This window comes from Cupriavidus sp. 291-E7, assembly GCF_057798835.1.
In genome coordinates this window covers 1-21494 of the sequence record NZ_JBYOJV010000016.1, presented here as the reverse complement: position 1 = coordinate 21494, position 21494 = coordinate 1, and the positions used below count along the sequence as shown (strand labels likewise).

At 62.6% G+C, this 21494-nt stretch carries 20 protein-coding genes; 14 read left to right on the top strand and 6 right to left on the bottom strand.

What is annotated here, in order from left to right:
- Positions 1 to 54: 54 nt before the first annotated feature.
- Entirely contained in the window at positions 55 to 1317 is a 1263-nt protein-coding gene (locus AC3FLX_RS24505) for a THUMP domain-containing class I SAM-dependent RNA methyltransferase (RefSeq protein ID WP_488699914.1), read from the top strand.
- Positions 1318 to 1386: 69 nt separating this feature from the next.
- On the opposite strand, the gene AC3FLX_RS24500 is transcribed toward AC3FLX_RS24505, so the two are convergent.
- The 4 genes from AC3FLX_RS24500 to AC3FLX_RS24485 form a co-directional block, all read right to left on the bottom strand.
- Entirely contained in the window at positions 1387 to 2436 is a 1050-nt protein-coding gene (locus tag AC3FLX_RS24500) for a response regulator (RefSeq protein WP_488699913.1), read from the bottom strand.
- Positions 2437 to 2660: 224 nt separating this feature from the next.
- Positions 2661 to 4133 (bottom strand): NAD(P)(+) transhydrogenase (Re/Si-specific) subunit beta, encoded by a 1473-nt coding sequence (locus tag AC3FLX_RS24495; RefSeq protein ID WP_488699912.1) that lies wholly within the window; start codon positions 4131 to 4133, stop codon positions 2661 to 2663.
- Positions 4133 to 4465 carry an NAD(P) transhydrogenase subunit alpha part 2 gene (locus AC3FLX_RS24490; RefSeq protein ID WP_488699911.1) on the bottom strand — a complete coding sequence of 111 codons (333 nt, stop codon included), beginning with the start codon at positions 4463 to 4465 and terminating at the stop codon, positions 4133 to 4135. The genes AC3FLX_RS24495 and AC3FLX_RS24490 overlap by 1 nt, the downstream gene beginning before the upstream one ends.
- 153 nt (positions 4466 to 4618) lie before the next feature.
- A complete protein-coding gene (locus tag AC3FLX_RS24485) occupies positions 4619 to 5743 on the bottom strand; it encodes a Re/Si-specific NAD(P)(+) transhydrogenase subunit alpha (protein WP_488699910.1) in 1125 nt (374 codons plus the stop codon).
- 345 nt (positions 5744 to 6088) lie between these two features.
- Here AC3FLX_RS24485 and AC3FLX_RS24480 point away from each other — a divergent pair, with 345 nt between their 5' ends.
- From AC3FLX_RS24480 to mnmA, 5 genes are all read left to right on the top strand, one after another.
- Positions 6089 to 6883, top strand: coding sequence for a TorF family putative porin (locus AC3FLX_RS24480; RefSeq protein ID WP_488699909.1), 795 nt, complete (start codon positions 6089 to 6091; stop codon positions 6881 to 6883).
- A 187-nt stretch (positions 6884 to 7070) separates the two neighbouring features.
- Entirely contained in the window at positions 7071 to 7391 is a 321-nt protein-coding gene (locus AC3FLX_RS24475; protein WP_488699908.1) for a hypothetical protein, read from the top strand.
- Entirely contained in the window at positions 7378 to 8286 is a 909-nt protein-coding gene (gene dapA / locus AC3FLX_RS24470; protein WP_488699907.1) for a 4-hydroxy-tetrahydrodipicolinate synthase, read from the top strand. The genes AC3FLX_RS24475 and dapA overlap by 14 nt, the downstream gene beginning before the upstream one ends.
- A gap of 59 nt (positions 8287 to 8345) precedes the next feature.
- Positions 8346 to 8876, top strand: a complete 531-nt coding sequence (locus tag AC3FLX_RS24465; protein WP_488699906.1) for an NUDIX hydrolase — start codon at positions 8346 to 8348, stop codon at positions 8874 to 8876.
- The gene (mnmA, locus tag AC3FLX_RS24460; protein WP_488699905.1) at positions 8873 to 9952 is read left to right on the top strand and encodes a tRNA 2-thiouridine(34) synthase MnmA; all 1080 of its coding nucleotides are present in this window, start codon (positions 8873 to 8875) and stop codon (positions 9950 to 9952) included. Before AC3FLX_RS24465 ends, mnmA begins: the two co-directional genes overlap by 4 nt.
- 95 nt (positions 9953 to 10047) lie before the next feature.
- On the opposite strand, the gene AC3FLX_RS24455 is transcribed toward mnmA, so the two are convergent.
- The gene (locus AC3FLX_RS24455) at positions 10048 to 10662 is read right to left on the bottom strand and encodes a glutathione S-transferase C-terminal domain-containing protein (protein WP_488699904.1); all 615 of its coding nucleotides are present in this window, start codon (positions 10660 to 10662) and stop codon (positions 10048 to 10050) included.
- A gap of 404 nt (positions 10663 to 11066) precedes the next feature.
- On the opposite strand from AC3FLX_RS24455, the gene purB reads away from it, so the two are divergent.
- The 8 genes from purB (at position 11067) to AC3FLX_RS24415 (ending at position 19965) form a co-directional block, all read left to right on the top strand.
- A complete protein-coding gene (gene purB, locus AC3FLX_RS24450; protein WP_488699903.1) occupies positions 11067 to 12443 on the top strand; it encodes an adenylosuccinate lyase in 1377 nt (458 codons plus the stop codon).
- A 358-nt stretch (positions 12444 to 12801) separates the two neighbouring features.
- Entirely contained in the window at positions 12802 to 13365 is a 564-nt protein-coding gene (locus AC3FLX_RS24445) for a cytochrome b (protein ID WP_488699902.1), read from the top strand.
- A 70-nt stretch (positions 13366 to 13435) separates the two neighbouring features.
- Positions 13436 to 14011 carry a YceI family protein gene (locus AC3FLX_RS24440; protein WP_488699900.1) on the top strand — a complete coding sequence of 192 codons (576 nt, stop codon included), beginning with the start codon at positions 13436 to 13438 and terminating at the stop codon, positions 14009 to 14011.
- Positions 14012 to 14090: 79 nt separating this feature from the next.
- On the top strand, positions 14091 to 14681 hold the full coding sequence (locus tag AC3FLX_RS24435) for a YceI family protein (RefSeq protein WP_488699899.1): 591 nt from the start codon (positions 14091 to 14093) through the stop codon (positions 14679 to 14681).
- Positions 14682 to 15071: 390 nt separating this feature from the next.
- Positions 15072 to 16463: a class I SAM-dependent methyltransferase gene (locus AC3FLX_RS24430; RefSeq protein ID WP_488699898.1), complete on the top strand. Its 1392-nt coding sequence runs from the start codon at positions 15072 to 15074 to the stop codon at positions 16461 to 16463.
- A gap of 40 nt (positions 16464 to 16503) precedes the next feature.
- A complete protein-coding gene (locus tag AC3FLX_RS24425; protein ID WP_488700044.1) occupies positions 16504 to 17835 on the top strand; it encodes a sensor histidine kinase in 1332 nt (443 codons plus the stop codon).
- Positions 17836 to 17842: 7 nt separating this feature from the next.
- Entirely contained in the window at positions 17843 to 18976 is a 1134-nt protein-coding gene (locus tag AC3FLX_RS24420) for an ATP-binding protein (RefSeq protein WP_488699897.1), read from the top strand.
- On the top strand, positions 18973 to 19965 hold the full coding sequence (locus AC3FLX_RS24415; RefSeq protein WP_488699896.1) for a response regulator: 993 nt from the start codon (positions 18973 to 18975) through the stop codon (positions 19963 to 19965). The genes AC3FLX_RS24420 and AC3FLX_RS24415 overlap by 4 nt, the downstream gene beginning before the upstream one ends.
- Positions 19966 to 20073: 108 nt before the next feature.
- Here AC3FLX_RS24415 and AC3FLX_RS24410 read toward each other — a convergent pair.
- A protein-coding gene (locus AC3FLX_RS24410; protein WP_488693732.1) for an IS3 family transposase occupies positions 20074 to 21443 on the bottom strand; the annotation gives its coding sequence in 2 pieces (ribosomal slippage) (positions 20074 to 20975 and positions 20975 to 21443; 1371 coding nt in all).
- Positions 21444 to 21494 lie beyond the last annotated feature (51 nt).

Here is a 21494-nt window from a genome sequence, read left to right as displayed (position 1 = left end):
CATGCATTGCCCGTCCGCCGCCGCGGACGTTTTTGTTTTCAGGAATCACTTGCCATGACCCAAGCCTTCTTTGCTCCTTGCCCACGTGGCCTTGAATCGGCGCTTGCCGAGGAGCTGCGCGAGATCGCGCAATATCCGGCCGTGGCAGCCGCGGCGCCGTTCGAGGTGCATCGTGAAATGCCGGGGGGCGTGACGTTCTCGGGCGAGATGGCCGCGGCCTACGCGGTCAACCTCCATTCGCGCATTGCCAGCCGTGTGCTGCTGCGCGTGGCGCAGCGCGGCTATCGGCACGAGGACGACATCTATTCGCTGACGCGCCAGCAGCGGTGGGAACAATGGTTCTCGCCCGACGAGACGCTGCGCGTGGATATCACCGCCCATAAGTCGCAGTTGCGTAGTCTCAATTTCACCGCGCTGCGCGTCAAGGATGGCGTCTGCGATGCGATGCGCGAACGGCTTGGCGCACGGCCCAGCGTCGACACGGTCAGTCCCGATGTCCGCATCTACGCTCACCTGACCGAGACCGATTGCACGCTGTATCTGGATACCACGGGCGAGCCGCTGTTCAAGCGCGGCTGGCGTATGGAGAAGGGCGAGGCACCGCTCAAGGAAAACCTCGCCGCGGGCATCCTTCGTCTGGCTGGCTGGACGCCTGGAAAGACCGATCGTCCGTTCTTCGACCCGATGTGCGGCAGCGGCACGTTCCTGGTGGAAGCGGCGCAGGTGGCGCTGGGCATTGCACCGGGCGTGGGCCGCACCTTTGCCTTCGAATGGCTCAAGGGCGCGGACACGAAGGCATGGCAGGCGCTGCGCGCCGATGCGCAACGCGCGCGCGAGACGGCGGCCAGCCGTAGTGCGAAGTTGCAGATCGCAGGCTCCGATATTTCCACGGACATGCTGTCGATGGCTGATGCCAACTGGCAGCGCGCGGGGCTGCCCGGCGACGTGCAGTTGAAGCAGGTGGACGCTCGCTTTGTGCAGCCGCCGTTCGCGGAGCCTGGACTGATGATGATGAATCCGCCGTACGGCGAGCGGATCGCCGTTCGCGGCCACCGTCGTGATGCGATGGAGGAGGCGCCGCGCGATGAAGTGGAAGAAGCCGCGGCCAACCAGTTCGCCGGCGCGTTCGCCACCACGCTGAAGCAGAATTTTGCTGGCTGGCAGGCCTGGGTGTTCACCGGGGACCTGACCATCCCCAAGCGACTGCGGCTCAAGGAATCACGCCGTACGCCGCTGTTCAACGGGAATATCGAATGCCGCCTGTTCCGGTTCGATATGGTGCGAGGCGGGAATCGGGAAGCGCAGAAGAAGGACTAGTGTTTTTCGCCCGTCTCTCACGTCGTGAGGGAAGGGCGAACCCCGTCGGGGATTGCGGAGCCTGACGGGTTATGCGTGCCGGTTGCGCCCGGTCATCGCTTCCGCGTTGCGCGAAAACTCCGACAGGAAACTCTGCAGGCTGACCACCGGCTCCTGCAGCATGTGGCGCGGCAGGTCGAACAGCGCGTAGAAATATTCCTCGTTGCCTTCGCAGCGCTCGGCCGGCAGGCAGTATTGTTCCCAATCGGCGCACGCCGGTGTGTACATGCCGTTGCCGGGCCAGAAGAACGGCACGATGCGACCTTCGCGCAAGCCCTCGATCAGCGCGGCTGGCGCCTCGTAGGCTTCCGCCGATTCCACCTGATTCATCAGCCCGGCACGTGTCTCGATCACCATCAGCGTGGCGTGGCCCTGCGCGGTCAGCAGCAGCATGCCCACGGGATTCGGGAACAGGTAGTACTCGACGAAGCCGTAGCGCGCAGCGGTCTGGCGAACGCGGTCGGTCATGACCGGGTCCGACAGGAACGAGTACGAATGGCGGGTCAACAGGTCGCGCAGTGTGCGCGAAATCGATGCGAAGTACTGCTGCTGAAGCGCGTCGATTTCTTCGTTCAGACGCGCCACCATGTTCGGATCGTGCTTTTTGACGTAGCGATCGATCAGCCCGTGATTGAAACCTTGCACGGCGATATTCTCGTCAGCCGTGCCGGTCAGCAGAATCGTCTTGCAGGGCAGGTCTTCCAGTGCCTGGCAGAATTCGAGCCCGTCCATCTGCGGCATTGAGTAGTCCACCACGATCACGCCCGGCTGCAGAAAGCGGTGCACGTCATGGATCTGACGGTGAATGCGGTCGACATCGAGCTGCACCGTGCGACGTTCCGACAGGAAGGTCAGATCATCGTGCGTGACGCGTACCGGCAGGAATGCAGGATGCCGCGTGGCATACGCATCGCGTATCCATGCCAGGGCTTCGCGCGGATCGGTGAAGCTGACCACCGCGCGCGACGCATCCATCTGGAAAGCCAGGCTGTCGATAAACGATTTGCTATCGTCCACCAGCACCGTCAGGACGGGGTGATGGAAAACCGACAGGTTCCGGTCATGCGCGGGGAATGTCATCGTTCGATCAAATCAGGCCACCGGCCGCAAGAGGGAAAAACAATGGGGCAAGCCAGTATAGCGCCTGCACCTGCGTGCGCAAACAGACGGCACAAAAGGAAGCGGCCAGCGTTGGTTGCTGGCCGCAGTGGTTTGATTTTATTGATTACAGGTCTGCGCGTTGCTTTATTCACATGGCAAAAACGCGGGCCTGACGGACACTGCCTGACAACATTAACGACAGATTAGTCGACGGCCTTGAACATGTCCTCAACCACCTTCTTGGCGTCGCCGAACACCATCATGGTCTTGTCCATGTAGAACAGCTCGTTGTCCAGGCCCGCGTAGCCGGAAGCCATCGAGCGCTTGTTCACGATGATGGTCTTGGCCTTGTACGCTTCCAGGATCGGCATGCCGGCGATGGGCGATTGCGGATCGGTCTTGGCGGCCGGGTTGACCACGTCGTTGGCGCCCAGCACCAGCACCACGTCGGCCTGCCCAAACTCGCTGTTGATGTCCTCCATCTCGAAGACCTGGTCGTACGGCACCTCGGCTTCGGCCAGCAGCACGTTCATGTGGCCGGGCATGCGGCCTGCCACCGGGTGGATGGCGTACTTCACCGTCACGCCGTGCTCGGTCAGCTTCTCGGTCAATTCCTTAAGTGCATGCTGAGCGCGTGCTACCGCCAGGCCGTAGCCCGGCACGATGATCACGGTTTCGGCGTTGCTCATGACGAAGGCAGCATCATCGGCCGAGCCGGACTTCACGTTGCGCTGCGCTTGTGCGCCAGCCGTGGCGCCGGCCGAGGCTTCGGCGCCGAAGCCGCCCAGGATCACGTTGAAGAACGAGCGGTTCATCGCCTTGCACATGATGTACGAGAGGATGGCACCGGAAGATCCCACCAGCGAGCCGGCAATGATCAGCATCGGATTGTTCAGCGAGAAGCCGATACCTGCCGCCGCCCAGCCCGAGTACGAGTTCAGCATCGACACCACCACGGGCATGTCGGCACCGCCAATCGGAATGATGATTAGTACGCCCAGCACGAAGGCGATGGCCAGCATGATCAGGAACGGCAGCCAGGCCTGCGACATGAAGAAGATGATCCCGAAGCCGATCATGGCGACGGCCAGCAGCAGGTTCAGCCAGTGCTGTCCGGCAAAAACCACCGGTGCGCCCTGGAACAGGCGGAACTTGTAGCGGCCGGACAGCTTGCCGAAGGCGATGACGGAACCCGAGAACGTGATCGCGCCGACAAAGCAGCCGATGAACAGTTCGATGCGATTGCCCACCGGAATCGCGTGCGAGCCGGCCGGTGTGATGCCGAATGCAGCCGGCTCCGCCACGGCAGCCACGGCGATGAACACCGCGGCCAGACCGATCAGCGAGTGCATGGCCGCCACCAGTTCGGGCATCTTGGTCATCTCGACCTTGCGCGCCACGTAGGCGCCGATACCGCCGCCCACGACCAGCGCGCCGAAGATCAGCGCCAGGCCGGTACCAACCGACGACTGCGCCGCACCCACTGCCAGGAACTCGTTCTTGAGCTTGACGATCAGCACCAGCGTGGTCACCACGGCAATCGCCATGCCGATCATGCCGAACGCGTTGCCCTTGCGGGCCGATGCGGGGTGGGAAAGTCCCTTCAGGGCCTGGATGAAACAGACCGACGCCACCAGGTACAGCAGCGTCACAAGGTTCATGCTGATGCCTTCCATCACGCACCTCCCTTGGCGGCTTCAGCCCCGGCCTTCGCCTTTGGCTCCTTCTTCTTGAACATCTCCAGCATGCGCTGGGTCACCAGGAAGCCACCGAACACGTTCACCGCGGCCAGCGCCACGGCCAGCGTACCCATGACGCGGCCCACGCCACCTTCAGTCAGGCCGGCCGCCAGCATGGCGCCGACGATGATGATGGCCGAAATTGCGTTGGTCACGGCCATCAGCGGGGTGTGCAGCGCGGGCGTGACCGTCCACACCACGTGATACCCCACATAGATTGCCAGCACGAAGATGATCAGGTTGATCACCGTGTGGTTCACCATCTCCATCGACTTCTCCTCCGTTGCTTTCGAATACTTGCCGCTGTGCATCGCGTCCACGGGGACTGCAAGAATCAAAACTGCGGGGTCAAGGCACGCCGGGACGCGGCTGCCGCGACACGGACGGCTCTGTCCGCGTCACGGCTTCATCGGGGTGGAATTTCAGGCGGCCTGCTGCCTGACGACCTGGCCGTCCTTGCACATCAGGCAGGCGGCGACGATGTCGTCTTCAAGGTTCAGCGTGTAGCGCCCGTCCTTGTCGACGATCAGCTTCAGGAAGTCCAGCACATTGCGCGCGTAGAGCGCGGATGCGTCGGCGGCAACCATGCTGGCAAGGTTCGTATGGCCGATCAGGACGACGCCGTGACGCTCCACTACCTCGTCGGCCACCGTCAGCGGGCAGTTGCCGCCTTGCGCGGCAGCCAGGTCGACCACGACCGAACCGGGCTTCATCTGCTTGACCGTGTCTTCGGCCAGCAGCACGGGCGCCTTGCGGCCGGGGATCAGCGCCGTGGTGATGACGATATCGGCCTGCGTGGCGCGCTGGTGCACCAGTTCGGCTTGACGGCGCATCCAGTCGGCCGGCATGGGGCGCGCATAGCCGCCCACGCCTTGCGCGATCTCGCGCTCTTCGTCCGTCACGAATGGCACATCCAGGAATTTGGCGCCGAGCGATTCGATCTGCTCTTTCACAGCGGGGCGCACGTCGGAGGCCTCGATCACGGCGCCAAGGCGCTTGGCCGTGGCAATCGCCTGCAGGCCGGCCACGCCGGCGCCGAGGATCAGCACGCGCGCGGCCTTTACGGTGCCCGCCGCGGTCATCAGCATCGGCATGAAGCGCTGATAGTGATGCGCGGCCACCAGCACGGCCTTGTAGCCGGCGATGTTGGCTTGCGACGACAGCACGTCCATGCTTTGCGCGCGCGTAGTGCGCGGCGCGGCTTCCAGCGCGAACGCGGTAATCGCGGAGCTGGCCATGCGGGCGTTGTTTTCGATGTCGAACGGATTGAGCATGCCGACCAGTACGGAGCCGGACCTCATCTGCGCACGCTCGGCATCGTCGGGCGCACGGACCTTCAGCACCAGCTCGGCACCCAGCGCATCGGCGGCCGACCCAATGCGGGCACCGGCAGCTTCGAACGCCGCGTCGGGAATACTGGCGCGTACGCCAGCGCCGGCTTGCACCGTCACCTGATGGCCCTGCGCGATGTACTTCTTGACGGTCTCCGGGGTGGCGGCGACACGCGTCTCACCTGCCCGCGTCTCAAGCGGGATACCGATATGCATCGTCAATTTCTCCTGTCTGGCGTCGTTCGTAATCGTGGTCGGGCCAACGTCCTCGCCCGTTGGTGCATTGCAAAAGAACACACCAATTTTTGCGCAGCTTACCCGAAACTTACGTTCGATGGTGACTGACCGGTCGGAGATTTGTGGCGTGGTCGAGACTTATTTTTGCTCCTCATGAAATGACTCGTTTCATGCACATCGGATTCCATCGAATATTGGTCTTTATTGAATGACATCGGCATCACTCGCAATCTTGATGCCGATTTGATGCGTGGCTGCGTATCGTGGCGCACACGTCTCATTCGAGGCGTTTTTTCCTTCAAACGCGCTCACGATTTTTCATTAATGATTGCAACCCGCCTGATGACTTCGGCACCGGCCACGCTGGCCGCCGCCATCCTGCTTGCCGCCCCGTTTTCCAACGCATTCGCCCAGCAGGCTCCGACAGACACCGCAGAGCCGGCATCGCCGCACACGTTCACGGCCAACGTGTCGGTGGTATCCGACTACCGTTACCGCGGGATCAGCCAGACCGACCGGCGTCCGGCCATCCAGGGCGGCTTCGACTATGCGCATGAAAGCGGCTTCTACGTCGGTAACTGGAACTCGAGTATCAGTTGGCTCGGCGATGCCGATTCTTCAGTCTCCGCACCGATCGAGATGGATTTCTATGGCGGTTTCAAGAACAAGTTCACGGTCGGTGGCCAGGACATCAACTATGACGTTGGCGTGCTCGAGTACTACTATCCGGGCGGCTACACGGCCACGCGCCCGTACACGACCGAGCTGTACGCCGGCATCGGATGGGGTCCGGTATTCCTGAAGTACTCGCATGCGGTGACCAACCTCTTCGGGTTTGCCGATAGCAAGAACAGCTACTACATCGATCTGTCGGCCAATGTGCCGCTGAATGTGTGGGACCTGACGCTGAACGCGCATGTGGGTTATCAGGGCGTGCAGCACTTCAGCGATGCGTCATACACCGACTGGAAGATCGGCCTGACGAAAGACCTGGGCAAGGGTTTCTCGCTGTCTGTCGCGTATATCGGTACCGATGCAAACAAGACCGTCTACACGAATACGCGCGGCCGCTATCTGGGCAAGTCGACGGCATTCGCATCGATCACGAAGACGTTCTGATTCCCGGCGCTTTCTCCCCCTTTTTCCACTTATGGGAGAGGGGGGCGCCAGGGCATTTTCTGCCGATTCACTGTCTTTACGCATTCTTGACATCCGGCTTGCCAAACGCTGCATCAAATTGATGCCGGGCTCCCTAGCATTGAACGCATCTTCAACAGACGATCCGCCCCGCGCGGATCTTCGCTTCATGCGACAGTCATCGAGTCTCGCCGTGGCGTTTGCATCGGTTCCGCGACGCCGTGCCATTCCCCAGGATCAATGGATCCGTCTGCGCCTGGCCGTATCGTCGGCGCAGGTGTTTGCGCTGCGCCAGACGATGCATCGCGCGATCGGCAACATGGCGCGCATCTACGTGGTGGAAGTCGACCATCGCAACGGCGAGACCACGCTGCATGTGGAAGTGGAACGTGCCGATCGTGATGCCGCGATGCACGCGATCATGGAGGCGCTGCCTGCCGCGGAGTTCGGCGTGGCCTCGGTGCTCGGAGACGATCATGGCGCGCATTGACACGCAGCGTGGTGTCTTTGCGGATGGCCTGTGGCTGCCGATGGTTACCCCGCTGCGCAAAGACCAGGTGGACCTCGACGCGGCACAGCGGCTGGCATCGCATTACGCGGCGGCGGGCGTCGATGGCCTGATCGTTCTTGGCACGACGGGCGAGGGCGGTCTGCTGACCGACGCCGAACGCTTCATGCTGGCGGCCGCGGTACTCGAAGCTGTGGACGGCACACTGCCGGTCATGGCGGGCGTGGGCGGTGTAGCCACGCATGCGGTATGCGATCAGGTGCGCAAGCTCGACCGCCTGCCTTTGGCCGGCTATCTGGTGCCACCGCCGTACTACCTGCGCGTATCGGACGAAGGCATCACCTGGCACATGCGCAGCGTGGCCGCCCAGACCGGCAGGCCGCTGATGCTCTACAACGTGCCCCGGCGCACAGGCTGCACGATTTCGCCCGAACTGGCGTGGCGGCTCGCGTCCCATCCGCAAATCGTCGCCATCAAGGAATGCGATGTGGCGGGCATGCGGACTCTGGCCATGCAGGACCTGATCGGCGTGTATTGCGGCGACGATGCGTCGATGCTCGACCATCTGTTGCGGGGCGGCCAAGGCATCGTGCCCGCCGCCGCCCACGTGCGGCCAGACCTGTTCATCCGCCTGCTGCACTATGCGCGTACCGGCCGCGATGAAGCGGCCCGCGCGCTGTTCCGCCAGTTGTCGCCGCTGATCGGCCTGATGTTCGCCGAGCCGAATCCCGCTCCGGTCAAGGCCGCCCTGTCGCTTTGCGGTATGACCACGGCCGAGGTGCGCCGGCCGCTGACACCGGCGTCAAAGGCACTTGTCGCCCAGATCGAGGCGGTGCTGGCCTTGCTGCCTCCGATGCTGACAGCGGAAGCGGCCTGAAACTCCGCGGACAATGCACGTTCCAACGGCAACCGGTAAAATGCCGGATTGCTTAAAAAATGTGCATCATGTCACGTGAATGGAATGCTAGCGTCACGGTTGCCGCCGTCATCGAACGGGGTGGCCGTTTCCTGCTGGTGGAAGAGGAAACCGCGGATGGCCTGCGCTTCAACCAGCCCGCGGGTCACCTGGAGCCGGGTGAAAGCCTGATCTGCGCCGTCATCCGCGAAACGCTGGAAGAAACCGCGCACACGTTCGAACCGCGTGCGCTGCTTGGCTGCTATATGAGCCGGGGCCGTTCGTCGCGCGACGGCGGCGATACCACCTACATCCGCTTTGCCTTTACCGGCGATCTCGGTTCGCTCGACTCGGGCCGTCAACTCGATACCGGCATCGTGCGTACCGTGTGGATGACGGCCGAGGAGTTGCGCGCCTGCATCGGCCAGCATCGTTCACCGCTGGTGATGGTCTGCGTCGACGATTACCTGGCCGGCAAGCGTTTTGCGCTGGACGTGCTGCACGCGCATCCCACCGCTATCGGCAACCCCGCCGCGACGGTATCGGGCGCGGCGCCGGGAGTGGCATCGTGAGCGGCAAGCGAGTGGTGGTAGGCATGTCGGGCGGCGTCGATTCGTCGGTCACGGCCTGGCTGCTCAAGCAGCAGGGGTATGAAGTCATCGGCCTGTTCATGAAGAACTGGGAAGACGATGACGACAGCGAGTATTGCTCCACGCGCCAGGACTGGCTCGACGTGGCGTCGGTGGCCGACGTCATCGGCGTCGATGTGGAAGCCGTCAACTTCGCGGCCGAATACAAGGACCGCGTGTTCGCCGATTTCCTGCGCGAATACTCGGCGGGCCGCACGCCCAACCCGGACGTGCTCTGCAATGCCGAGATCAAGTTCAAAGCCTTTCTGGACCACGCGATGTCCCTGGGCGCGGATCTGATCGCCACGGGTCACTATGCGCGCGTGCGTCAGGCATCCAGCGGCAAGTTCGAGCTGCTGAAGGCATTCGACCACACCAAGGACCAGAGCTACTTCCTGCACCGGCTGAACCAGGCGCAGCTATCGCGCACGATGTTCCCGCTTGGCGAGATTCCGAAGACCCGTGTGCGCGAAATCGCCGCGGACATCGGCCTGCCGAACGCCAAGAAGAAGGACTCCACGGGTATCTGCTTCATCGGCGAACGTCCGTTCCGGGACTTCCTGAACCGCTACCTGCCGACCAAGCCGGGTCCGATGATGACCGACGAAGGCAAGGTCGTCGGCGAACATATCGGCCTGGCGTTCTACACGCTGGGCCAGCGCAAGGGCATCGGCCTGGGCGGCAGCAGGGACGGCAGCGGCGACGCGTGGTACGTGGCGCGCAAGGACATGGCCGCGAACACGCTCTACGTCGTGCAGGGCCACGATCACCCGTGGCTGCTGAAGCCGGAACTCGACGCGGCGGATTTGTCGTGGGTGGCCGGCGAACCGCCAACTACCGGTGCGACGATGGCTGCGAAGACGCGCTATCGGCAGAGCGATGCGGCTTGCACGGTCCTGAAGGCCGAGGGCGATGCGTTGAGGCTGTCGTTCGCGGAAGCGCAGTGGGCCGTGACACCGGGACAATCCGCCGTGCTGTATGACGGGGAGATTTGTCTGGGCGGGGGGATTATTCAGTAAGTTGAAAAGGGGCCAATGGCCCCTTTTTGCTTTGGCTTACTGCGCGCATCGCGCAGACAGTATGTGTCAGAGCGATGGCGGAATTCGCCGGCAGGTCAGGCCTTCGGCGGTTCCGTGTCGATAAACGACTGGCGCTTCTCGATCTTGTCCTGGAAGGCCACCAGGTTGGCATACTGGTCGCGCCAGGCGATGTCCGGGAAGCGGAAGTCCAGATAGGCCAGCGCGCAGCCGACGGATACGTCAGCCAGCGTGTAGTGGATGCCGGTGCACCACGGCTTGTCGGCCAGGCCCTTCGACATCGCAGCCAGGGCGGCGTCGATCTTGCCGCGCTGGCGTGCTACCCAGCTTTCGCTGCGCTCGGCCGGTTGGCGTTGCGTGCCTTCCAGGCGTACCAGCAGTGCCGCGTCGAGCAGGCCATCGGCAAGCGCTTCCCAGCAGCGCACTTCCAGCCGTTCGCGCCCGCCTTGCGGAATCAGGCGGCTCACCGGCGACAGCGTGTCGGCGTATTCGGCAATCACGCGCGAATCGAAGACCGCGCCGCCGTCTTCCATGATCAGGCACGGCACCTTGCCGAGCGGGTTGAACTGACCAATGGTGGTGTCGGGCGACCAGACGTTCTCCTCGATCATCTGGTAGTCGATCTTCTTCTCCGCCAGCACCACGCGCACCTTGCGCGCATACGGGCTGGTCTGGGACGCATACAGCTTCATGTTCTCCCCTTGAGCTTGTTATGAAGTGCATCGGCGCTCTTTGGCACGTGGTGCGCTGGCAGGCGCGGCGGCGTGCCCGATGAACTTCATAACAGGCTAATGGATGAGCGAGCGCGAGTATACATGCGGAGTGACGGGAATGCGGCGCCAATGCGGCCTTGCGCACGCTGGTGGCCGGAACTGTGGAGGGGAGCCGCACAGCGCCTTGGTGCGATGGTAAAATCCCGCGTTGCGCGTTTGGCGGCCGCTGTGCGTGGCCACGCCGGACCGGCCCTGCATGGGCGGGTTGGGCGGCGCATCCGCCGCTTCGAGGCGCCCAAGATGGCGCTTGTTTTGGTCGCTATCCGTCCGGTTCCGCGCCCCCGCCCGAACCTTCCGATATCTCTTTTCTCCCGGTTGCCAGCATGTCCACGTCTTCCCTTTCGCCGCTCACCGCCCTGTCTCCCATCGATGGCCGCTATGCCGCCAAGGCCGATGCATTGCGTGAATGGCTGTCCGAAGCGGCCTTCATGCGCAACCGCGTCAAGGTGGAAGTGAACTGGCTGATCGCGCTGGCCCAGGCAGGCCTGCCCGATGTGCCGAAGTTCTCGGCCGCTTCGGAGGCGAAGCTGCAGTCGCTGGTGGACAACTTCACCGAAGACCACGCGGCCCGCATCAAGGAAATCGAAGCCGTCACGAACCATGACGTGAAGGCCGTCGAATACTGGCTCAAGGAGCAGGTCAAGGGGAACGCCGAGCTGGAAGCCGCCAGCGAGTTCATCCACTTTGCCTGCACCTCGGAAGATATCAACAACACGTCGCACGGCATGATGCTCAAGGGCGCCCGTGACGGCGTGATCGTGCCGGCGCTCAAGCGCGTGCAGGCCCGCCTGGTGGAACTGGCCAAGCTCAACGCCACGCAGCCGATGTTGTCGCGCACGCATGGCCAGCCGGCCAGCCCGACCACGCTGGGCAAGGAAATTGCCAACGTGGCGGCCCGCCTGGCACGCGCCATCGAGCGCGTCGAGCGCGTGGAACTGCTGGGCAAGATGAATGGCGCGGTGGGTAACTACAACGCACATCTGTCGGCCTACCCGTCGTTCGACTGGGAGTCGTTCTCGAAGCAGGTGATCGAGCAGCGCCTGGGCCTGACGTTCAACCCGTACACCATCCAGATCGAGCCGCACGACTACATGGCCGAGCTGTTCGATGCCATCGCGCGCGCCAACACGATCCTGCTGGACCTGAACCGCGACGTGTGGGGCTATATCGCGCTGGGTTACTTCAAGCAGAAAACCAAGGCGGGCGAAATCGGATCTTCGACGATGCCGCACAAGGTCAACCCGATCGACTTCGAGAATTCGGAAGGCAACGTTGGCCTGGCCAATGCCGTGCTGCGCCACCTGTCGGAAAAGCTGCCGGTCTCGCGCTGGCAGCGTGACCTGACCGATTCCACCGTGCTGCGCAACATGGGCGTGGCCTTTGGTTACAGCCTGCTGGCCTACGAGGCCTGCCTGCGCGGTCTGGGCAAGCTGGAAACCAACCCCGAACGCCTGAACGACGACCTGGACAACTGCTGGGAAGTGCTGGCCGAGCCGGTGCAGACCGTGATGCGCCGCTTTGGCGTGCCCAACCCGTACGAGCAGCTCAAGGAACTGACCCGCGGCAAGGGCATTTCGCGCGAGGCGCTGCAGACGTTCGTGCAAGGCCTGGCGATTCCCGACGACGCCAAGAAGCTGCTGCTGGAAATGACGCCGGGCAGCTACATCGGCAAGGCCGTGGAACTGGCCAATCGCATCTGACGGCGACTATCGAAACCGCCGACGGCGCCGCGCAAGTGGCGCCGGTGCAACAAGGGCTGACCTTCGGGTCGGCCTTTTTTATTTTTCACGCAGGTTTCGAAAGAAGTTACCCGACTGATACCTGGAGCCAGTGCCATACCGGCGCCAGCCGCGCTACGATCGGTTCCCGTGCGGAGGGTGCGACACGTCGACACATCAAATGATTTGAACAACTTCATGAAGTTCGGCGCTTCCAAGCCGATGCCGGTCACCTAATAATGCAAGAATTGTCGGCGAATGACCGGACCGGTACAGCAACCGTGCAGGCACGCCGCCGCTGCATCAGAATAAACAACAAAGATCGAAGGGATTGATTGAGATGGGCTACCAAGCATCCAGGCCGGGGGGCCAGGCGACGTACACCGCCACGGCCATCGGGCTGCACTGGCTGATCGCATTCGGCATCTTTGCGGCGTTCGGCCTTGGCCTGTACATGACGGGCATTCCCGGCCTGACGCCAACCAAGCTCAAGCTGTTCTCGTGGCACAAGTGGCTGGGCGTGACGATCTTCATCGTGGCCGTGCTGCGCGTGATCTGGCGCGCCACCCACGCCGCGCCGGCCGTGGCGCCGGGCACTCCGGCCTGGCAGGCCAAGGCCGCCGCCGCCGCGCACCATCTGCTTTACGTGCTGATCCTGATCGTGCCGATCACCGGCTATCTCTACAGTTCGGCGGCGGGCGTGCCCGTGGTGTACCTGGGTCTGTGGAAGCTGCCGCCGCTGATCGAGGCCAGTGACACGCTCAAGCCGATCCTGAAGTTTGCCCACGTCTGGCTGAACTACTTCATGGCGACGATCGTCGTGATCCATGCCGCCGCCGCCATCAAGCATCAGGTGATCGATCGCGATGGCACGCTGGGCCGCATGATCCCGTTCCTGCGCTAAGCCGCAGCCGTTACCCAACCGCATTGCCCGACCAACCGGCCGCGATGGCCAGTCACCACTGGAGTCTCAGATGAAACGCATGACCCGTCCCGGCACGATGTTCGTGGCCGCCGCGCTGGCCACCGCCGGCCTGGCTGCCAACCTGGCGTGGGCGCAGATCGATGCCGCAAAGAGCTCGGTCACGGCCACTGCCAAGCAGATCGGTGTGCCGATGGAAGGCAAGTTCAAGAAGTTCGATGCAACCCTCGACTTCGATCCGGCCAAGCTGGCCACGTCGTCGGCCAAGGTCGAGATCGACGTGGCGACCTTCGAGATCGGCGATGCCGAGACCACGAAGGAAGTGAAGGGCAAGGACTGGTTCGACGCAGGCAAGTATCCGAAGGCCGTATTCCAGTCGACCAGCATCAAGGCCGGTGCCGCCGGCAAGTACGACGTGGCCGGCAAGCTGACCATCAAGGGCAAGACAGTCGACGTCACCGTGCCTGCCACGTACAAGCAGGAAAACGGCAGCCAGGTGTTTGACGGCGTGCTGCCCATCAAGCGCACCACGTTCAATATCGGCGACGGCGAGTGGAAGGACACTTCCGTCGTGGCCGACGATGTCCAGATCAAGTTTCATATCGTGACCCCGGCAAAGAAGGGCTGAAGCAGGATCCGTCCCGCTCACAGCTCCTTGGCCGATTTTTACTGACCTTCCTCTCCAACTTCTTGACGGGAGACTCAACATGCAAATGCGCACCCTGATCGCCGCTGTTGCGGCAGCATCCGCCACCTTCGCCGCCGGTACCGCGATGGCCACGGCCAGCACGTACAACATCGACCCGACGCACACGTACCCGAGCTTCGAGGCCGACCACCTGGGCGGCCTGTCGAAGTGGCGCGGCAAGTTCGACAAGTCCAGCGGCGTGGTGACGCTGGATCGTACCGCCAAGGCCGGTACCGTCGATATCAAGATCGATGCCGCTTCGATCGACTTCGGCAACAACAAGCTCAACGAGCACGCCAAGGGCCCGGAAATGTTCGACGTGCAGGCCTTCCCGGATGCCACGTACAAGGGCAAGTTCTCGAAGTTCAATGGCGATGTGCCGACCGAAGTGGATGGCGTGCTGACGCTGCGCGGCGTGTCGAAGCCGGTCAAGCTCCAGATCAAGGAGTTCAAGTGCATCCAGCACCCGATGCTCAAGCGTGAAGCCTGCGGCGCCGACGCCGTGGCCCAGTTCAACCGTGCCGACTTTGGCATCGACTACGGCGCGAAGTACGGCTTCAAGCAGGACGTGAATCTGGCGATCCAGGTGGAAGCCGTCAAGGCCGACTGATCACGCCACGACAGGTTGACTGGCGCTGATGTCGCCAGTGGAGAAAATGTTATTTCTCCAATACAAAGTTGAAAAATGAGCCAGCGTTGTCGCTGGCTCATTTTTTTTGACCTTTGCATACCCCCCTTCACGCTGCGGGTGCACTGTTGTACGGTTCAGAATTGCCACAGTACAATGGTTCGCCGCAGTCCCACCCTCAGGGGCGCCGCCGCCCCGGAGTACACCGGCTGGTGCGTGCGCCCCGCAACAGGTCACGCGCATCGATATGAGCATTGGCTGCATTCCCTGAGTGGTAGTTTCGCCGCAAGACCCTTGCCTTGAGCTGTACCCGGCCGACGCCCGCTGGCGCCGTGTCCCGCAGCGTTTCTCGGATTTCCCTGGCGCGATACCGTGTACTCCAAAACGCAAATCGATCCGGTAGTTAGCTTCCGCAACTCGCAGGGCGAGCAGGTGCGGGGCACGATCATCAATCTCCAGCGCAAGTCGCTGGTGATGGAAATCTACAATCCCTACTCGATTGTCCAGGTCAGCGAAGTATTGAGCGAGCTGAGCGTGCGCATGGGCGCCAAGAACGCTTACCTGGGCAAGGCGGTGGTCATGAGCCTCGTGAACACGGGCCTGACCGCGGTGGTGTCGCTGACGCTGATCGACGAGTGGCGCGAACTGACGGACGTGAACGATGCACCGAAATCGGTGGCTCGCGAAGCCGAAATGTTCGTGCAGGATTGGGACACGCGTTTCAATATTCGCCGCGATTATCAGATCGTGGTCAACGAAATGCGCGCATTCCTGTCGGAAGTCTCGCGTTGGGTGGAGCAGGTGGACCTGACCGAATCGCTGCCGAAAAAGGAAGGCCGGCTGCGCGAGGACGTGTTCTACGAACTGGCCACGCCGTTGATGGGCAAGGTCAAGACCTATCTTGACTGGCTGGAGGACGAGGCCCAGCGCGTGGACCCGGAACTCGCACCGGTGCATCGCACCTATGCCCAGGCTGCCTTGCATCCGCTGCTGCTGCGCGCCCCATTCGTATATCGCACATTCACCAAGCCGCTCGGATACGCAGGCGACTACGAGATGGTGAACCAGATCCTGAGCGATCCGCAGCAGGGTCCCACCACCTACTTCCAGATCGTCAATACCGCGTTCCTGAAGGCGGCGGTCGCCACCGCGCACCGCAACCGCATCGACCTGCTGGTGGACTTCCTGACCCGGCAGGCCGAACGCGCGCGCGCCGAAGGACGGCAGTTCCGCCTGCTCAACGTGGGCTGCGGGCCGGCGTTCGAGATCCAGCGGTTCGTGCGTGAATATCCGAATCCGGAGCTGCTGTCGTTCCAGCTGATCGACTTCAGCGATGAAACGCTCGGATACACACGCGCTTCGGTGGAACGCTCCGCCGCGGGCGCGGGCCGCAAGGTGTCGGTCGAGATGGTGCACCAGTCGGTGCACGACCTTCTCAAGCGGCGCATTTCCATGGAAGACCCAAGCCTGCGCGAATTCGATGCCGTCTACTGCGCGGGCCTGTTCGACTATCTGTCCGACAAGGTGTGCTCACGGCTGCTGCAATATTTTGCGTCGCGCTCTAAGCCGGGCGGACAGTTGCTGGTTACCAATGTCCACTCCGACAATCCCGAAAAATTCGGGATGGAGCATCTGCTGGAGTGGTACCTGATCTATCGCGACGAGGCCGGGATGTCCTCGCTTTTGCCGGAGAACTCGCATGCCCACCGACTCTATGTCGATGAAACCGGCGTCAATGTCTTCGCCGAAGCCACTATCAGCTGAGGTGGTCGACGAAGAAGAGGCGGCGCCACCCGCCAAGGTCATGAGTTCCAACCAGCTTTACGCCGGTTACCAGTCCGAGCTGGCCGACTTTCGCCTGGCGTTCAGCCGGGGCGGCGCGTACACGGCCATCGCACTGGTGATGCTCGGCGTCGGACTCGACTACGGCCAGTATCCGCATTTCCAGGTGCCGTTCGCGATCGCGCGCGTTGTGGTGTCGTTGATGATCGCGGGCGTGGTGGTGGCGCTGTACAGCCAGGCTGGCCGACGCTTTGCGCCGTGGCTGACCATGACATGGCTGTTGCTGCCACAGATCATGATCGCGTGGATGATCTCCCGCACGGAAGGCGTGGAGTCGCCTTACTACGTGGGCCTGAACCTGGCGATCTTTGCCTCGGGTATCGCGCTGCCGTTCGGACTCTGGCAGAACCTGGTATTCGGCATCCTGTCGTACGTGCTCTACGCCGCGGCGTGCCTGCTGCACCCTGGCGGTGTCGAGCCGATGGGTACGTTCATCGTCAATTCACTCTTCCTGCTGTTTGCCGCGGCGGCCAGTGGCGTGTACACGTTCTTCAATGAACGCGCGCGCTTCATGCTGTTCCGGTTGAAGGCCGAGGTGGCGGACAAGAATACCGAGCTGGAAGTCATCAACCGCAAGCTCGTCGATATCAAGGGGCAGATGCTGCAGCAGGAAAAAATGGCTGCCATCGGTACGCTGGCCGCTGGTCTCCTGCACGAGGTCAATAACCCGGTGAACTTCTGTCTGATGGCCATCGAGGTGGCGATGGAGGAGCCGGCGGCCAAGTCCGAGCCGATGCTCGAGGAATGCCTGGTCGATGCCAAGCAGGGCATGCAGCGCATCCAGCATATCGTGTCGGACCTGAAGACCTTTGCTTACCGCAAGCCTGGCGCCGAGGTGGAAGGCACGCCGTTCCTGTTCGAAAAGGCGCTCGATTCCTCGCAGCGGTTGACCGCGCACGAGTTGCGCGGCGTGAAGATGACGCGCGAAATGCCCGACGACACCCTGGTGATGGGCGACGAAGCGGCCATCATCGGCGTGCTGATCAACCTGTTCTCGAATGCCGCGCTGGCCATGCGCAAGGTTGGCACCAAGGATCCGGCCATCCACACCACGGTGCGCTGGCAGGACAAGCGCCTGCACGTGACGGTCAAGGACAACGGCCCCGGTATTGCCGCCGAGCACCTGGCCCGCGTGTTCGAACCGTTCTTCACCACACGTGAAGTGGGGCAGGGGCTGGGTCTGGGACTGTCGATCAGCTACGCGGTGATCGAGCGGCACGGCGGCGTGCTGTTCGCCGAAAGCGAAGTCGGTCATTGGGCCGCCTTCAGTTTCGACCTGCCGCGCGCGGAGTGACGCTGTGATGACGGATACCACGCAGACGCGCCCTACCATCCTCTACGTCGATGACGAGGAGATGGCGTGCAAGTATTTCGCGCGAGCGGTCGGTAGTGAATACGAAGTGCTGTCGGCCACTGGCGCCGACGAGGCAGTGGCCATTCTGCGCGCGCATCAGGCGCGGATTTCGGTGCTGGTCACGGACTTCCGGATGCCTGGCCGCGATGGCGGCGATCTGCTGCGGCAGGTAGCGCAGGAATATCCGCAGATCGTGCGCATCCTGGTCACGGCCTATGCGGACAAGGACATGCTGCTGGAGACGGTCAATAGCGGCGAGGTGTTCCGCATCCTCGAAAAGCCGATTGGCGTGGCCGATGTGCGCGAAATTCTGCGCCTGGCGGGCGAGCGCTATCGCGAGCGCGCGGTGCGCCAGCAGCGGCTGATGGCCATCGACGAAACGCTGGCGTTTCTGGCGCATGAACTGAACACGCCGCTGGCGGCCATCGCCAATTTCGCGCTCGGTATCGGGTCGCGGGTCGATGGCGAGTACAGCGAACAGCGCCAGCAGGAAATCGGTCGCGCGGCCAGTGCCATGCATGACAACGCCCAGTATTGCCTGGCGGTGCTGTCATCGTTCCTGCAATCGGTGCGCAGCAGTGCCGGCGGCGCGGCGCCAAAGCGCGGCGCCGGACAGGAAGTGAGTGCGGGCGCCCTCGTGGCATCCCTGCTGGATACCTATCCATTTGCCGACAATCAGCGTAGCTGGGTGCAAGTGGAGCTAGAGGGCGATTTTCCGGTGCCCACGCTGCCCAATTGCGTGGCGCTGGTGCTGTCGTCGGTCATGAGCAACGCCTTGCGCGCGCTGGCCGATGTGGGCGACCCGTCGCTGCGCTTTGTGGTGGTGGCGGGCGAGCACCCCGAAATACGCATTGCCGACAACGGACCCGGCATTCCGCCCGAGATCATGGGCCGACTGCTGGTGGACCCCGTGACCACCCATGCATCCGCGGGCGGCAGCGGCATGGGCATGATTTTCTGCAATCGCGTGATGCAGTCGTTTGGCGGCGGCATTCGCATTGCGTCGGCATCTGGTGCCGGCACCACCGTTACCCTCGATTTCCCCAATTTCAAGAATCGTATGCACAGGAGTGACCGATGAGCGAACCGAATACTACGCAGGCACCCCCGGCGATTCTGTTCGTCGACGACGAAGCGACTGCGGTCAAATATTTCCAGCGTGCCATTGGCCAGCTTGCGCCGGTGGTGACCGGCCAATCCGTGGAAGAGGGCAAGACCCTGCTCGACGCCCACGCCGACAGCCTGGCCGTGCTGGTTTCCGACCAGCGCATGCCGGGCGAGTACGGCAATGAATTGCTGCGGTATGCGCGCGAGCGTTATCCGCATATCGTGCGGATTCTGACCACGGCCTATTCGGAACTCGACCAGACCGTCGAGGCTGTGAACCAGGGACAGATCCATCGCTATATCAAGAAGCCGTGGGACATCACCGCGCTGCGCATGGAGCTGAAGCAGGCGCTGGAAATGTCCGGGCTGCGCAGGGAGCGCGATCAGCTGGTACGAGAAAAGCTGATGGTGCTGCAGAAGCAGACCGTGGCCACGCGAGTGGGCATGGTCCATGCGATATGCGCCAGCCTGATCGGTCCCGGCCGCTTCCAGCCGGTGGACACATATCTGTTCGGCACGTCGCTCGCGGGCGCGAAAAACGCCGAGCCGGACTGGCAGCGTCTGGACTATGCCGATCTGGTGGGTGCCGAGAGCAAGCGCAGCGGATCGTTTGGCCACGCGGTGAGCACGAAGCTGGCCACGCTGCGTGCGTCGGGCCGAGGCGCGGGCGATGCGGCGGCCGTTCTGGCGGAAACGCTGGGAGCGGCGGTGCGACGCGACGGCGATGTCATCACGTGGAACTCGCTCGCCACGCTTAACGAGTTTGTGTCCCGGCCAGTGGCCGAAGACGTTTCGGTCGAACATGCCGGATGGCTGGCGGCATTGCTGTGGCTCGAAGAGGCGGGCGGGGCGCTGCAGTTGGTGCGTGAAGGCGATGCCATCATCGCGCGTGCCGGTACCCGCAACGAATCGTTCTCCTCGGACCGTCTGGCAATCTGGATCGAGCAACTGACGGAAGCATAGGGTTGCTTTCTCCCCGGCTGCGCGATTCAGGGGGAGAGCCAGCAAGGCACCGAGGCACCAAAAAAAGGCACCCGAAGTGAACGGACCCCGTAAAGTTGGACGGGTAACTTAGGCCGCCAAGGGCTGAGTTCTGTACTTCACGGGACTCAGCCCTTTTAGTTTGAGCTTGATGCGGTCGTGATTGTAGTAGTGAATGTATTGGCGCAGGCCTTGCTGTAGCTCCTCGACGCTGGCGAACTTGTTCAGGTAGAAGAACTCGGACTTCAGGGTCCCGAAGAAGCTTTCCATAACGGCGTTGTCAAGGCAATTGCCCTTGCGTGACATGCTGGGACGGATATTGCGCTGCTTGAGCATCCGCTGGTAGGCCGGCATCTGGTACTGCCAGCCTTGGTCGGAATGCAGGACCGGCCGGTCCTGCGGACATAGGCGCCGGAACGCTTTCTTCAGCATGCTGCTCACCATCTCGAAGGCCGGCCTGTGGGCGGTCTCGTAGGCGATGATTTCGCCGTTATACAGGTCCAGCACCGGGGAGAGGTACAGTTTCTCGCCAGCCACGTTGAATTCGGTCACGTCGGTTACCCACTTCTGATTCGGACGCCTGGCCCGGAACTGCCGTTGCAGAACGTTGGGCGCGACACGGCCTACCGTGCCCTTGTAGGATCGGTATTTCTTTGGCCGTACCAACGACTTCAGTCCCATCTCGCTCATGAGGCGCTGGACCGTCTTGTGGTTGACGATCATGCCGCTTTGCCGGATTGCTGCTGTGATGCGGCGGTAGCCATAACGGCCCATGTGTCGGTCGAAGAGGTCGCGAATGCGCGCTTTCAGGCCCGCATACTTGTCTTGGGCCTGGAGCACCGCCTGCTGGTAGTAAAACGTGCTGCGCGCCAGCCCCGCCGCCTTCAGTAAGCCGACCAATGGATACTGCTGCCTCAGCTCAAGCACTATTTGCGCTTTTTGGGTTGCGCAGATGTCTTGTTCGCTTGAACCAAGGCGTCGAGCTTTTTTAGATACGCCACCTCCGCGCGCAGGTTCTCGATCTCCTTGAGCAAGTCCTTGCGGGAGCGCTCGTCGTCGGGGACTGGGGTGTCGGTTGCAGGCTTGCGAGGCGTGGCTTGTGGCATCGTCTTGGGGCGCCCGCGAGGTCGGGGCGACAGGGCATCCATACCGCCACTATGATAGCGGCGCTCCCAGACCCCAATGCAGCCAGGGCTGCGAATGTCGAACAAAGCGGCCGTCTGTCCGATCGACAAACCATCTCGCCACATGCGCCGCAGCACCGCCAATCTGAATTCGGCGCTGTAGTGGCTGAATTTTTTGCGCAGCCCGTCTCGGCCATGCTGTCGGTAGCTGGCCACCCAACGCTCCACCAGACTATGGCCAATACCATGCTCGGCTGCGATTGCGTTGAAGCCGGCTCGACCGGCCAGGTACTGCCTTACCACTCTGAGCTTGAATTGCTCATCGTACTTCGCCATGAAAAACACCCCAAAGGTTGGATGGATGTCCAACTTCTGGGGTGCAGTTCA